This window comes from Paracoccaceae bacterium, assembly GCA_012103375.1.
GTDB lineage: Bacteria > Pseudomonadota > Alphaproteobacteria > Rhodobacterales > Rhodobacteraceae > WLWX01.
Genome location: WLWX01000001.1, coordinates 2,991,482 through 3,005,697, shown reverse-complemented (window position 1 = coordinate 3,005,697; position 14,216 = coordinate 2,991,482). Strand labels below are relative to the sequence as shown.

The following is a 14,216-nucleotide window of genomic DNA, read 5'->3' as shown; positions in this document are numbered from 1 at the left end:
GGCCCGCAATCTGGGACACTTGGCCTGTCTTGGCAATGTGACGAATTCGCCGCCTTGGCGGCGTTTTCCCTGTGGCGGCAGGTCGCGGGCTTCGCGCGATGGGAACTGCGCGAAAAAGACCCTATTTCGCGCCAATCCCAGTCGCACGGCCAAGAATATCGACACCTTGCATGTGCCAGAAATGCAGCAGATCTATGAAGATCCAGTTTTCTGCCAGCTTGTCGTCCCGGCGACGATACATATCAATCACCCGCATGTCGCCGGGCCTGCTCGTTGCAGGCATCCCCATAAAGCCACCATGATGGGTCAGCGTCAGGTTTGGCCAACCGAAGAAGCCACCGAAATGCCCTTCGGCGATCTTGGCGATATGGCCGTTGAAGGTGCGGTCGCGAAACGCATCCCGGAACGGGCCCGAGTGCTGCTGCGCGTAGCGCTCGATCGTATAGGTCGCGCCAATTCCCGCGGGCCCCCACCAGATCATATCCTCGTGCCAGGTGCGGCGCAGCTCCTCAACCAGCGGTTCACTGCGCCCGCCCGACCAGTTCTTGATGTCCCCGACCATCGCATTGATCGCAGCCAGGGTTTTCACGCCCGCTGTCGGATCCTGCGCTTCGAACAACTGGCCATCATGGGTCATCGGACCGGGCTGCACCCCTGCAGCGGCCGTCTGTGGCGGGAACGGAGATTGCCCGGCCTGCTGCATCAGATGCGGGATATCGAAGAACATCGCGGTTTCGGCGATCTTGCCATTCTCGACCCGGTTGAACTCGCAATAGCGCAGGAATGCCATTTTGCCGGTCGGCCGTATCCCCAGCCAGGGCGCGTCGAACAGCCCCATCAGATGCCCCATCGAGACGACCCAGGTTGACGCAAATCCGTCAATCTGGTTCCGCCCGGCAATGAAAATATCCTGCCGACGCTGCAAATGGCAAAGCGCGGTCCGCAGCGGCTGCCAGAACTGCCCGGCCACCGCCTGCGCGCTGGTCAGTTCGTTGAACGGATGAAATCCACGCCACAGGTAATCATCGGCTAGATGCTGGCGCATAACCTCGGCGATCCCATCAGCTTGGGCGGCGTCCAATGCCGCATAGTACCCCTGAATCAGAGCCTTCTCTGCCTGAAAATCGCTCACCGCAGCTTATCCTTTGTGCAACAAAATCTGCTTCCAGATCGCGGTTTCGTCGTACAGCACATATTCGCGCCGCAGCCCCCAGGGGCCGAAATCAGCATGCGCAAAACCCATGACATAGACCTCGGCGCCGCTTGGGGTGCCAAAGGCGCCCCAGCCGTCGTGCTTGCCGTGCAGCGACCAGCGGATCGCCGCCCGCGGGCCCAGCATGGGATCATCTCGGCCAATCTGATGTTCAATCGTGAACGTCGCAGAAGGGAAGGCCGACCGCAGCGACATCCAGAAATGCTCTGCCGCCGCCCAGGAATGTTCTTCGACGCCACCGGGGTATGACAACCCGCAGGCCCTGTCGTAATCCGATTGGATCACCGCAACATCTGCCTGCATGATCCGGTTCAGCAGGCTTGCGTATTTCTGGCCCCATTCGTTGTCGTTCCCGCGCCCCAGATACGGACCCGGCTGATCCTGATCCGGCGTGAACGGACGATTGGCCGTCGCTGGCCCGCCTTCGGCTTCAATCTGACTGCGTGCATAATCTTCGGGCAATATTCCCATCTGCCGACAGATCGCGTCCTGATCGCGCGCCAGCCATTCATCGTTGATAACATCGTCTTTGGCATGACAATCAGCAATGGCGCGAAACTTCAGCTTCGTTCCCGTTGGCGGGCCGAATGCCCCGTGCCCGGAGTGGGTCGCGGTGCAGAAAATGCGATGCGATGACAGCATCCCGTCTTCCGGTGATCCCGACCAGATCACATCTTCGCCCAGCAACTGCCGGTCGGGAAATTCCGCCAGCGTCGCCAGCGTGCCGTCTATCACGGCTTGCCGCCCGACACCGATCCCGGAAGACAGACGGAAGATCAGATCTTCGGCATACCAGTCATGCAGACGATATATGCCCCGCCCTTCCCAGATTTCGCGCGTGATCCCGATGATGTAATCCGGGAAGTCCTTCCAGCGGTTGCTGAACCCTTGCATATTGCCTCCGTGGCCTTAGTAAAACGCCCGCATTGCGCGCGGACCAATGGGCGTTTCAACCAACATACAGACGCTTTTCGCGTTGCTTAAGTCAGGTCGATGACGCCCCTTGCAAACGTATTCAACACATACCCACCTCGCTTTCAGCAAGACAAGCGATTTATCGGTAAATGGGAACATCGCCGGGCCAATTTCGTATTGGGGCTTGCCACTTGTTGCGTGCTGGCCCTAGGCTTTGCACGCGATTGCAAAGTGACCTCCGGGGGCAAACATGGCCGAAATCCAGTTAAAAGAAATCTCAAAACGCTGGGGCGATTTTGTCGGCGTTCACAAATTCAACCTGACCATCGCGGATCAGGAGTTTCTGGTTCTGCTTGGCCCCTCTGGCTGCGGCAAGACCACGACCATGCGGATGATCGCGGGGCTTGAGGACGCGACCGAGGGCGACATCTTCGTCGACGGCAAACGCATCAATGATCTGGACCCCAAAGATCGCGATGTGGCGATGGTGTTCCAATCCTACGCGCTGTACCCGAACATGAATGTTTACGACAACATCCGCTTTCCACTGAAAGTTCGCAAAGTCCCTGAGGCCGAGCATAAGGACCGCGTCATGCGCGCGTCGGCCATGGTCGAGCTTGATGATTTTCTGCATCGTCGCCCGTCCGAACTGTCGGGCGGTCAGCGACAGCGTGTAGCCCTGGCCCGCGCCATCGTACGCGAACCCAATGTGTTCCTGATGGACGAACCGCTCAGCAACCTCGACGCCAAGCTGCGGGTGTCGACCCGGGCGCAAATCAAGAACCTCAGCCATGATCTGAAGGTCACGACCATCTACGTGACCCATGACCAGATCGAGGCGATGACCCTTGCCGACCGGGTGGTGGTTATGAACCAGGGCATCGTTCAGCAGGTCGGCACCCCGACCGATATCTACGACACACCTGCCAATACCTTCGTTGCCGGCTTTATCGGCTCTCCGGCGATGAACCTGATCGACGGCACGATCAAAGGCGGCGTTTTCGAAGCAGATGCCATCCGCGTCGAAGGCCTGAATGCGCAGGACGGGCCCGTAACCCTGGGATTCCGGGCCGAGGATGCGTCAATCTCGGCCGACGCGGCGCAGATTTCTGCGCCGGTCTATTCGCTGGAATTGCTGGGGGATGCGACAATGGTCACCGCCCGTGTCGGAGGGGTCATTGTCGCCATCAAGGCAGACAAGGATTATCGCGCCAAGATCGGCGATCCGATTCACGCCAGCGTTCCGGTCGGCATCTGCCATCTGTTTGATGCAGAAAGCGGCGCCCATCTGTGACCCAACCCATCGCAACCTCGCGCGAAGTTGCTGAGCGTGTCGGGGTCAGCCGATCCGCCGTCAGCCGTGTTTTTACGCAAGGCGCATCCGTTTCACCCCAAATGGCCGAACGTGTTCGCAAAGCCGCGTCCGAGCTTGGCTATCGCCCCAACGCGCTTGCCCGGTCCCTGATCACCGGCAACAGCCGGATCATCGGCCTTGTCGTCGCCTACCTCGATAACTTTTTCTATCCGCAGGCGATCAAGGCGCTGTCACACCAACTCAAGCAGCGCGGCTACCACGTGTTGATGTTCATGGCGCCGAAAACAGCCGGTGATGTGGATGACGTATTACGAGAGATTCTGGATTATCAGGTTGATGGTCTGATTCTGGCCTCGGTCGCGATGTCTTCTGACCTGACCGAACAATGTCGGCAGGCTGGCATCCCGGTGGTTCTGTTCAACCGCACCCAGCCGGGCGCGAATGTGACGTCAGTCACCTCGGACAATGTGGCGGGGGGAAAGCAGGTGGCGCGGTTGCTGGCTGAAACAGGTCACCGCAATGTGGCCTATGTTGCAGGATGGGAAGGCGCGTCGACACAGCAGGATCGCGAAGCCGGGTTTCGCGCAGGCCTCGCCCAGGCGGGGCTGACGCTGAATGGCCGCGCCGTGGGCAATTTTGAGACCGAAGCCGCGCGACAGGCCGCCCGCGATCTTATGTCGGCGCCCGGGAACAGGCGCGACGCGATCTTTGTTGCCAATGACCACATGGCCTTTGCGGTCATGGATGTATTGCGGTTCGAGCTTGGGCTTCGGATCCCCGAGGATCTGTCCGTCATTGGCTTTGACGATGTGCCGATGGCGGCCTGGCCGACCTATGATCTGACCACCGTGCGCCAGCCCACTGATCAGATGTCAATCGCCACGGCGGATACGCTTCTGACCCAAATCAAAGACCCGATCGCCGCGCCGACGCGGATCGAACTTGCCTGCGAATTGATCCGGCGCGGCTCGCTCCGCGCCCGGTAGAGTGGTCGGTCGTCGGGTTGGATCTGTCATCCGCCGACCTTGCGGGCCGTTGGGTTTGCCGCGACCAGACAGGCTCAGACGATACCGGCAACCTTCAATGCTGCATGCACTGCCGACGGCGTTGCCGGAACCTGCCGGATGCGCACGCCTGTCGCGTGATGAATCGCGTTCAGAATGGCAGGTGCGGTCGGGATCAGCACATGTTCACCCAGTCCCTTGGCGCCGTACGGACCGTGGGCGTCCGGTTCTTCGATGATATGCGTTTCAATCGGCGGGATGTCCCCAATGGTCGGGATAAGGTAATCATGCAGATTCTCGGTGCGCCCGGGCAGGTATTCCTCCATCAGTGCCATGCCAAGCCCCTGGGCAATGCCGCCATGCACCTGGCCTTCAACCAGCAGCGGATTGATCGCCTGTCCCACGTCATGGGCCGCCGTGAACCCCAGCGCCCGAACGGTGCCTAGATCCAAATCAACCTCTACCGTTGCAAGATGCGCGGCATAGCCGAATTGGGCATAAGGATGGCCCTGACCGTTTTCGTCCATCGGGCTGGTCGGCGGGTCATAGGTCTCACACGCCGCGACGACATAGCCGTCAGAATCCGTTTTCAGCCGATTCAGAGACAACTTATGCATTTCTTCACCATCCCGGATGGTCAGAACACCATCGTCTGTCGCGATCAAAGCCTCCGGCCCGGCATTGACCAGCGCCAGCAGGTTCGCGCGCAATGCCGCGCCCGAACGCAACGCGGCCGCCCCCGAAACATAGGTTTGGCGCGACGCCGAGGTTTTGCCGCCGTCCGGGGTCACATCCGTATCCGCGCCCACCAGCGTTACAGCCTCCAGCGGCAGGCCCGCGGCCTGTGCAAAGATCTGCGCGATCACGGTGTTGGACCCCTGGCCAATATCCATGGCCCCCTGATGCAGCACAAACGTCCCATCGGCCCGCAACCCCGATTTTATTGTCGAGGGGTTCGCAAGTGCGGTATTCCCGCACCCATACCAGCCCGATGCAACACCGATACCACGGCGCAGATGGCCACCGGATCTGTTGAACGAAGCACAGTCCGCGCGACCGGCCTTCCAGGCGGGGCGCAATGCCTCCACGCAGGCCCCGATCCCGACACCTTGCGTGAATATCTGGCCGCAGACTGTCGCGTCGCCGTTGCGCAGCGCATTTCGGATACGGAATTCCAGCGGGTCAATTCCCAGCGCTTCGGCCAGTTCGTCAAAAAGACATTCCTGCGCAATCGCCCCCTGCGGCACGCCGAACCCGCGAAACGCGCCCGCCGGGGGGCAATGGGTGTGAATCGCGCGTGCGCTGGCGCGATAGTCTGCAACCCGGTACGGCCCCGAGGCATGGACCGGCACGCGCACCGATACGGTCGGGCCCCAGCTGGCATAGGCCCCGGTGTTGAAATCCCCCTTCAGATCAAAGCCCGAGATTTTCCCCTCCGCCGTTGCGCCCACGCGGGCCGTAATCTGGGACGGATGCCGCTTGGTGGTCGATTGCATCGATTCGCGCCGCGAAAAAGCGATCCGGACCGGTTGCCCGGTCTTCAATGCCGCCAGCGCCAACAACGGCTGAACCGAAACATCAAGTTTCGAGCCGAATCCACCGCCAGTCGCCGTAGGAACAATCCGAATGCGAGAGGCTGGCCAGCCCAGAATCCTCTCCAACGCTTCCCGATCCATCACCGGGGCCTGGGTGCAGGCGTGAACCTCGATCCGGTCGCCGACCGGCACAGCATATCCCGCTTCCGGTTCGATATAGGCGTGTTCGACGAAGCCGGTCGTGAACGTGCCTTCAACCACCACATCCGCGTTTTTCAGCGCGGCCTCCGGGTCGCCGTGCAGCACGAAGCCGCTGCACATCACATTGTCTGACAGGTCAGGATTCAGCGGATCGGCGTCTGGCAGCAGCGCCTCATGCGGGGTCGCCATCGCGGGCAGGGGGGTCCAGGTCACGGGAAAACTGTCGGCGTCAAATGCGGCCATGGCGTCGGCCTCTCCAACGACGGCGGCGACAGCCTCTCCGCGAAATCGGGCGGTGGTTTCTGCAAATACCGGTTGGTCGACAAATCCGGGAATCACACCAAAGCGGTTCTGGCCAGGCACATCCGCCGCCGTCAGGACCGTCGTCAGCCCCGGCGTTTCTGCAACAAACCGCGCGACGTCGCCCATCGCAAACGCCGCATGTGCATGGGGTGAGCGGATGATGCGAAGCGACAGCGTCCCCGGCGGTGCGACGTCATCGCCAAATGCTTCGGTCCCGTTGACCTTTGCCACACCGTCAACCCGCCGGACCGAGGTTCCGACCGCGCCTGACCCATCTGGCGCACCCGTCAGCGCCCCCACATCCACAACCGCGCCGATGATCTTGCGATAGCCCGTGCAACGGCAAAGCACGCCGCCCAGCGCACCCTTGACCTGATCTGGCGTCGGTTCAGGAACTGCGCGCAACAGCGCCACAGCCGCGACCATCATCCCCGGCGTGCAGATCCCGCATTGCGCTGCCTGATGATTTTGAAAGCTCTCTGCCAGTCGCGCGGCCAATGGGTCGCCCTCGACCAGTCCGGCCTGCGTCTCAACCTGCCGCCCCGCTGCTTGCTGCGTCGGCATCAGGCAGGCGCAGACCGGCGCGCCATCGACCAGAACCGTGCAGGCCCCGCAGTCGCCCGCATTGCAACCGACCTTGACGTCCCGCGATCCTAACCGTTCCCGCAACGAATGGCTCAGCCGTTCGCCGTTCGCCGGTTCACAAAGGACCGGCGTGCCATCCAGAACGAAACCGGTCGCCGGGGTGCTGGAGGTCTTATCCATCACCTGGCCCCAATGCCGCGCAAAGAGTATCCTTGATTAACCGTTCAACCGCCAAGGTCCGATACGTCGCGCTGCCCCGAACGTCATCTATCGGGGTAAGCGGCGCCAGCGCGCTGGGCGGAATTTCAAGGGTCCGAACGTTGGCCGCTTCCAAACCAATCAGGCTCTGTTCCAGCGCAAACAGACGCTGCGCAACCGCTGAACAGGCCCCCACCGCGACGCGCGCCCCGGCGATTTTCCTGGCGTCATCCAGCCAGACGTTCGCTGCAACCATCGAGATCGAGATCACCAGATACCGCCTTGCGCCAAGTTTCGCGAAACTGCCGCGCGCCCCTGTCGGCTGGGCCGGTATGTGCAGCGCCGTCAATATCTCTTCAGGGCGCAATGCTGTCTGACGAACCCCCCGCAGAAAGTCCCCCAAAGGCATCCGCCGCGTCCCGGCTTGTGAGCTGAGCGCCACGTCAGCCTCCAGCGTCAGCAACGGCGGCACTCCGTCCGCTGCGGGTGAGGCGTTGCAAAGATTTCCGGCAACTGTCCCGACATTCTGGATTTGTACCGATCCGACCTCGCGCGCTGCTGCCTTCAACCCGTCAAATACCGGCGGCAGTGGGGCTGTGATCACATCGCTCCACGTTGTCGCGGCGCCAATCCGCCATCCGTCGCCGTCACGCTCTATCCCGCGCAGGCCGCGCACTCGGCTGATGTCCAATAGCGCGGCAGGCGGCGGCCCATCGCCCTGGGCCGGAAACAGATCGGTGCCGCCTGCGACGACGCGCGCTGACCCGTCCGCCAGCAGCGGCCAGATGTCATCCAGCGATGTCGGCGCATGATAACTCATCAGGTCCTGTGTCCCAGCGGCCGGTCAAATAGACGTCCGTGTCCGCCGCGAAGTCAACGGCCAACTGCACCTGTTGGCAAGCCGCCACAGCTGTGATTGCCTGCCAGGATGATCCGCCTGTTGATCCTACCCGGCCTCAGCTTCCTGGCGTTCGCATTCTGGGCAGACGACGCGTTTGCCCACGCGTCCGAAGGCGGATTTGTCCTGCTTTTGCCAACGCGCCTTTATATCCTGTCAGGCTGCGCCGCTGTCGCGCTGTCGGTGCTGATCGTCGGCCTGATGCCGGGGCGCTGGTTGGAGCGTATTTTCACGCCACTGCGGATCGGCGTTGCGCGGCGTCCAAAAGGTCAGTGGATCACCAGCCTTGCCGCTACAGTAGCAGTGTTTGGCCTGGTCGCAATTGGCTGGTTCGGTCCGCATGACCCGCTTGGCAACCTGTTGCCGCTGACGATCTGGACGCTGTTCTGGATTGGTTTTGTGGTTATACAGGCCCTTATTGGCGATCTTTGGGCCTGGATAAACCCATGGAGCGGGCTTGCCGCACTGATCGGACCAGACAAGGCACCCGTCGCCTTGCCGGATCGCCTTGGCCACTGGCCCGGAGTCGTCAGCCTGATCGCATTCGCGCTGTTCGCGCTGGTCTATCCCGCGCCCGACGACCCGTCGCGTCTGGCGGTTTTGGTCGCCGCCTATTGGTCGCTTATGTTCCTCGGCTGCCTGTTGTTTGGCGCCGAAATCTGGTTGCCGCGGGCCGAGTGCTTCACGATCCTGCTGCGTCTTTTTGCCAGCCTTGCGCCCCTACGCCGCAGCGATGCCTGGGCGTTGGGGCTTTCAGGCTGGCGCGCATTTCACCTGCCAACTCCCCCGGTCAGCCTTGCTGTTTTTATTATCGCCCTCTTGGGTATCGGTAGTTTCGATGGATTGAACGAGACATTCTGGTGGTTGGTTCAGATCGGTGTGAACCCGCTGGAATTCCCCGGTCGCTCGGCCCTGATTGGCCGCACCACCCTGGGGCTTGTCGCAGCCGTTGCCTTGCTGATCGCCCTGTTCGCCGCCTGCGTCTGGTCCGGGCTTTGGCTAGCGGATCGCAGCCAGGCACCATCGCCGTCATTCTCTGCGGCGTTCGGCCACCTGTCTTTGTCGCTGCTGCCAATCGCGCTTGGGTACCATCTGGCCCATTTCCTCGTCGCATTTCTGGTGAACATTCAATACGTCGCCGTCGCCCTGTCCGACCCCCTGCAATCTGGCCGCGACATCCTCAACCTTGGCGACCACTATGTCTCAACCGGCTTCCTGAAGTCCCGCGACCCGGTGCGCGCCATCTGGCAGACCCAAGCCGGAGTTATCGTCGCAGCCCATATTCTTGCTGTGTTCATGGCCCATCACAGCGCCACACAGATGTTCAGATCGCGCAGCCGCACCATGCTCAGCCAGGTGCCGCTGGCCGCGTTCATGGTGCTCTACACGTTATTCGGTCTGTGGCTTCTGGCGACGGCGCGCGGCGCCTGAGCGCAAAAATAGCTGGACATATCAACGGCAACCCGACAGTTTTTCCCTGTTGCCTCGCGTCAGATGGGGCGGATCAACAGGAGGTTTCAAGATGACCAAACGTGACACATCCCGTCCATCACTCAGCCGTCGCGGCGCGCTGAAAACCCTTGGCGCAACCGGGCTGGCCGCCGCCGCCTTGCCGGGGCTCAGCGGTTTTGCACAAGCCCAAAGCTCAGCCCCGATCCGCATCGGGTTTCAGGTTCACCGCACTGGTATCGGCGCTGCCTATGGCCGCTGGTACGACCGTTCAACAACCGCCGCCGTCGTGCGCATCAACGAGATGGGCGGCATAAACGGCCGCCCGGTCGAAATCGTCGCCGAAGATGACGGAACCGACCCCAAACGCGGCGCCGAAGTCGTGGAAAAATTCGCCACGCAGCATGAATGCGACATCGCCTTCGGCACGCTGTTTTCCCACGTGGTCTTCGGTTCCGCCCCCCGCGCTGGCGAGCTGAAACTGCCCTATTTCGTTGTGTCCGAGGGCCACCACGTCGCCTCGGGCGCGCTGAACCGATACACCCTGCAGCCCGGCATTACGGATGTGAAAAGCCAGGTGCAGGCGATGGCCCCCTTTGTGGCCGACAATCTGGGCAAGAAGGTCACAATGATCTTCCCCGATTTCGCCTTCGGCCACGACCACCGCGACTATTTCACCGCTGCGATCGAAGCACAGGGCGGCGAGGTTCTGGCCCATATCGCCATCCCACCGTCCGAGACCAGCTTCACCAAATACTTCCCCCAGATCCCGCGCGAGACCGAGGTGATCTACCACGTCATGGTCGGCCCCGCCGTCCTGACATTCGTCAAGGAAATGGGCGAGTTCTTCGGCCCCAGCAGCCCGGAAATCTTCGGCTTCATCGACAGTCTGGAGGCCGTCGACATGGCCAGCCCTGGCCTCGAATTTCTGGAAGGCAGCTATTTCTGGGAAGGCAACCCCCGCTATGCCCAGGCCAACCAGTCAGACTACGACAAAGCCTACCGCGCGGCAGTGGGGGTGGACGACAACGGCGCCTCGGTCAGTGACCGGAAAGACGTTTCAACCTATTCCCACATGTTCGGCTGTTGGGAGACTTTGAACATCGTCAAAGCCGGAATGGAGGCCGCAGATTACCAAGGCCCGGACGACCGCGCCAAACTGATCGAGGCGGTCGAGGCGATGTCCGACATGCCGCATTCGCTGGACCACCCACAGGGCGCCAAACGCTTCAACGGCAAGACGCACCAAACCTTCGGGCATCAATATATCTCGAAGGTGACAGACGGAAAGCTGGTGCTGGCCGATTGTGTTGAAAAACTCCGAAATCAGAGCGTCGCGGATTTCTTGCGAAAACCTATGAAGCGAAATAGTCGGAAAGCTTTGACCACGAGACAGCGCATGGCTGCGCGTGAGCGCATGTAGGCGATTTGGGCCGACCCCCGCGCCAAAAATTTAGGATCGGGCTGCATGGAAAGAAAAATCATCGTTCAGGCCCTAAAACGGAGTTTTTCAACACAATCGGCCCATACGACGAGTATTGAAGATACGTTGTATGAGGATGAGGTGGATTACACGACGCAGGCGTTTTAATTGGCCAAAGCGGCGGGGCGTGTTTGAACGTCCCACCTGCCGATTCGAAATTGACTCTACTGCTTTCAACGCGTTGTATTTAATGCGCAGATATCTGAAGTTATGAAATGGTAATAATTGCCACCTTTTGGCAAGCGATGGACAAATAAAGAAGGTTTGACGCTTTATGACAAATTTTCCAGTAGCAAATAATGCATTTCCCGACAGGGCAAAAAATATTGCCAGCGAAATAGCTTGTCATGACTGAAGAAGCGATCGGTTATCAGTGGATCAGCTCTGGCGGGTGTGAACGCTGTGACAACGCAGCCGGGTATCATGAGGGCGCAGAACCGTGCAGACCGCATCCAAACTGTGTTTGTCGCGCGGACCCATTTCCGGAACGGAAGAACCGCTGGTCTGGCAAAAACTATACAATCCACATTGACTCTGCCAAGTGGCAGACAAAGAAGAATGGCAAGATGGTGCCGTTCAGGAAAAGCATGCGCAAGGAAAAAAGCCTGACTCTTTATGCTGACGTAAAGGTCGATATATATTGCAAGACAGGTCAGAAATCCGCGCAGGCAACGGTTCGGGTTGTTACAAAGCTGATCGATTGGCTGCAGGCGGAAGAAAAAGACAAACGCGTCAAAGGCATGCCAAACGCTGCGCGGATGGTTCGTAATTTCCGTGACGAAGCCTACAAGAAAGCGGAAATTCTTGCACGTGCACTTAATTGCCCAGCGGGGCTGGCTTGATATGGCAGATCTAGCACAAGTAAACGGAATTGGACCAAAGACGGCAAAAGCCCTGAATGCCGCAGGTATTGAGTGGGTTCACGACCTTATTCGCCGTTCAACGGCGACAATTCATGATATTGTTGATTCACTGGCCTCTATGGACGAAGTGGCCGCCTGGCAACGCGTTGGCCTTTTGGCAGATGTGCACGGCGTCGATACCGAATTGGCAGTTGAATTGGATAAGGCTGGTATTCATTCGGTTGGCGAACTGGCGCGGCAAGATCCGGATGCCCTGGTCAATCTAATGCACGGGATCGGGCGCGTGGAAGCAGGTGTTAACGATGCGTTCAAAATAATTCTGGACGCTACAAGGGTTGACCTGACCGTTGCGACTGCGGGCCAGGTAATTCATGATGACGGCACAGCCGCGGCTGAGGTTGAAGTTTCGGCAGGCTACACCCGAACCAAAACCGACCGGAATGGGTATTTTCGACTTGCCCGCGTTGCGCCTTTGCCCGTCCGGGCGCTGGTAATTCGCAGCCCGAACAGGGGCAGCCGAATTGTCGAGGCTCCGATTTATACGTCGATGAATGAAGCGATCATTGACACGGTCCATATTCTTGATGCCAGTGGCGATCACAATCTGAGCGAGCTTGCTGGCGACAAGATGCCGCCGTTTTCATCATTCCCCATTCGCTCCGAAGTCCGAACAGCGGCCAATCTGCGCGAAGGTGATATTTTGGTGGTGCATAGTTTCTATGCACGCAGCAAACACGCAAAACTGGTTTCGCGGTTGAGAGAGTTTGAGAATGGCGAGTTTATAGCCGCCGCCTATAAAGTCCCCTTGGGAAAGATTCCAAACGGAACGAAATTGCGCGATCTTCTGGAATACGACAATGGAAAGCTGATCGCTTGTGACATGAATGAAGCAGAGATCGAGGATTATCGGGCATTGCTGCGTGACGTGGCCGAAAACCCGGCGAACGATCTTCTGCCGCCGCAATGAAGTCTGGCGCATGCGCGCCGTACCAATGAGCCACCGGCATTCCGACCGTTTTGCCTGGTTCTGCCGTCCGCTACAGACCTATCACATCCCCCCTTGCCCACCGTCACCCCTCAGGGCAACCTCCGCCTTATGGACTTTGGCCCCCACCTCATCCTCGCCATTCTCGAAGGCGCGGTGACCGCGGCGACCCTTGCGCTTACGGCGATGGGGCTGTCCATCGTTTTCGGCGTCATGCGAGTCGTCAATGTCGCCCACGGCGAATTCTATATGCTGGGCGCGGTTTTCGCCTGGTGGATCGCCACCATTATCGGCAGATTGTGTTGAAAAACTCCGAAATCAGAGCGTCGCGGATTTCTTGCGAAAACCTATGAAGCGAAATAGTCGGAAAGCTTTGACCACGAGACAGCGCATGGCTGCGCGTGAGCGCATGTAGGCGATTTGGGCCGACCCCCGCGCCAAAAATTTAGGATCGGGCTGCATGGAAAGAAAAATCATCGTTCAGGCCCTAAAACGGAGTTTTTCAACACAATCGGCACGCATCCGGCACTCGGGTTCGTCGCCGCCCTGCTAATCGCGCCGCTGGTGGTCGGCGCCATGGCCGCCGCCGCTGATCGGCTGATACTGCACCGTATCGACTATGACCCCGAACGCACCATCGTCGCCACCATCGGGCTGCTTTATATCATCCAGCAAGGCACGCTGATGAGCTTCGGGCCCGACGCACGCCCCGTGCAACCCCCCTTCAACAGCCGGATCGCCCTGCCGTGGCCGGAATGGGTCGATGGCGTGTTCGCCTGGGCCTATCCCTGGGGCTTTGGCACCACGACTTACAAGCTGTTCATCATCGTCGCCGCCGCCGCGATCCTCGTCGCGCTCTGGCTGCTGATGACCCGCACCAAGGCGGGCCTGATCATGCGCGCCACCCAGCAAGACGCCGAGATGGCGCGCGCTTTCGGCATCCCCGTCACCCGCGTCTACGCGCTGGTTTTCGGTCTGGGCGCGGGGCTGGCGGCCATGGGCGCAGTCCTGATCGTCCCGGTCCAGCAGGCGCATTACCTGATGGGGGGCGACCCGCTCCTGCTGTCCTTTATCGTCGTTATCATTGGCGGCCTCGGCAGCCTGCCGGGTACCGTTATCGCCGCGCTGTTGATTGGGATGAGTGACGGCATCATCTCGGTCTTCTTCTCGCCCACACTGGCCAAGATCATTGCCACGCTGGCCGTCGCCATGGTGCTGGTGTTCCGACCGCAGGGCCTGCTGGGGAAGAAGAATTGAGAGTCTTTTCCC

12 protein-coding genes and 1 pseudogene are annotated in these 14,216 nt (G+C 60.1%); 9 read left to right on the top strand and 4 right to left on the bottom strand.

Annotated features, from left to right (window positions below; genetic code table 11):
* Nucleotides 1–121: 121 nt before the first annotated feature.
* The gene (locus GKR99_15370) at nt 122–1,132 is read right to left on the bottom strand and encodes a nuclear transport factor 2 family protein (protein ID NKB28846.1); all 1,011 of its coding nucleotides are present in this window, start codon (nt 1,130–1,132) and stop codon (nt 122–124) included.
* 6 nt (nt 1,133–1,138) lie between these two features.
* Nucleotides 1,139–2,107, bottom strand: coding sequence for a nuclear transport factor 2 family protein (locus GKR99_15365; GenBank protein NKB28845.1), 969 nt, complete (start codon nt 2,105–2,107; stop codon nt 1,139–1,141).
* A 271-nt stretch (nt 2,108–2,378) separates the two neighbouring features.
* On the opposite strand from GKR99_15365, the gene ugpC reads away from it, so the two are divergent.
* Nucleotides 2,379–3,422 carry a sn-glycerol-3-phosphate ABC transporter ATP-binding protein UgpC gene (ugpC, locus tag GKR99_15360; GenBank protein NKB28844.1) on the top strand — a complete coding sequence of 348 codons (1,044 nt, stop codon included), beginning with the start codon at nt 2,379–2,381 and terminating at the stop codon, nt 3,420–3,422.
* A complete protein-coding gene (locus GKR99_15355) occupies nt 3,419–4,429 on the top strand; it encodes a substrate-binding domain-containing protein (protein NKB28843.1) in 1,011 nt (336 codons plus the stop codon). Before ugpC ends, GKR99_15355 begins: the two co-directional genes overlap by 4 nt.
* Before the next feature lie 74 nt (nt 4,430–4,503).
* On the opposite strand, the gene GKR99_15350 is transcribed toward GKR99_15355, so the two are convergent.
* A complete protein-coding gene (locus GKR99_15350) occupies nt 4,504–7,251 on the bottom strand; it encodes a molybdopterin-dependent oxidoreductase (GenBank protein ID NKB28842.1) in 2,748 nt (915 codons plus the stop codon).
* A complete protein-coding gene (locus tag GKR99_15345; GenBank protein ID NKB28841.1) occupies nt 7,244–8,089 on the bottom strand; it encodes a xanthine dehydrogenase family protein subunit M in 846 nt (281 codons plus the stop codon). The genes GKR99_15350 and GKR99_15345 overlap by 8 nt, the downstream gene beginning before the upstream one ends.
* A gap of 108 nt (nt 8,090–8,197) precedes the next feature.
* On the opposite strand from GKR99_15345, the gene GKR99_15340 reads away from it, so the two are divergent.
* The 7 genes and pseudogenes from GKR99_15340 (at nt 8,198) to GKR99_15310 (ending at nt 14,204) form a co-directional block, all read left to right on the top strand.
* Nucleotides 8,198–9,598 (top strand): hypothetical protein, encoded by a 1,401-nt coding sequence (locus GKR99_15340; protein NKB28840.1) that lies wholly within the window; start codon nt 8,198–8,200, stop codon nt 9,596–9,598.
* 91 nt (nt 9,599–9,689) lie between these two features.
* Complete coding sequence (locus GKR99_15335) at nt 9,690–11,039, top strand: ABC transporter substrate-binding protein (protein NKB28839.1); 1,350 nt, start codon at nt 9,690–9,692, stop codon at nt 11,037–11,039.
* 407 nt (nt 11,040–11,446) lie between these two features.
* A complete protein-coding gene (locus GKR99_15330; GenBank protein NKB28838.1) occupies nt 11,447–11,941 on the top strand; it encodes a hypothetical protein in 495 nt (164 codons plus the stop codon).
* Between the two features lies 1 nt (nt 11,942).
* Nucleotides 11,943–12,929 (top strand): DUF4332 domain-containing protein, encoded by a 987-nt coding sequence (locus tag GKR99_15325; protein NKB28837.1) that lies wholly within the window; start codon nt 11,943–11,945, stop codon nt 12,927–12,929.
* Nucleotides 12,930–13,058: 129 nt separating this feature from the next.
* Nucleotides 13,059–13,241 (top strand): annotated as a pseudogene (locus GKR99_15320) (branched-chain amino acid ABC transporter permease).
* Nucleotides 13,174–13,362, top strand: a complete 189-nt coding sequence (locus tag GKR99_15315; GenBank protein NKB28836.1) for a hypothetical protein — start codon at nt 13,174–13,176, stop codon at nt 13,360–13,362. The pseudogene GKR99_15320 and the gene GKR99_15315 overlap by 68 nt, the downstream one beginning before the upstream one ends.
* Nucleotides 13,363–13,523: 161 nt before the next feature.
* On the top strand, nt 13,524–14,204 hold the full coding sequence (locus tag GKR99_15310; protein NKB28835.1) for a branched-chain amino acid ABC transporter permease: 681 nt from the start codon (nt 13,524–13,526) through the stop codon (nt 14,202–14,204).
* The last annotated feature ends 12 nt before the right edge of the window (nt 14,205–14,216 follow it).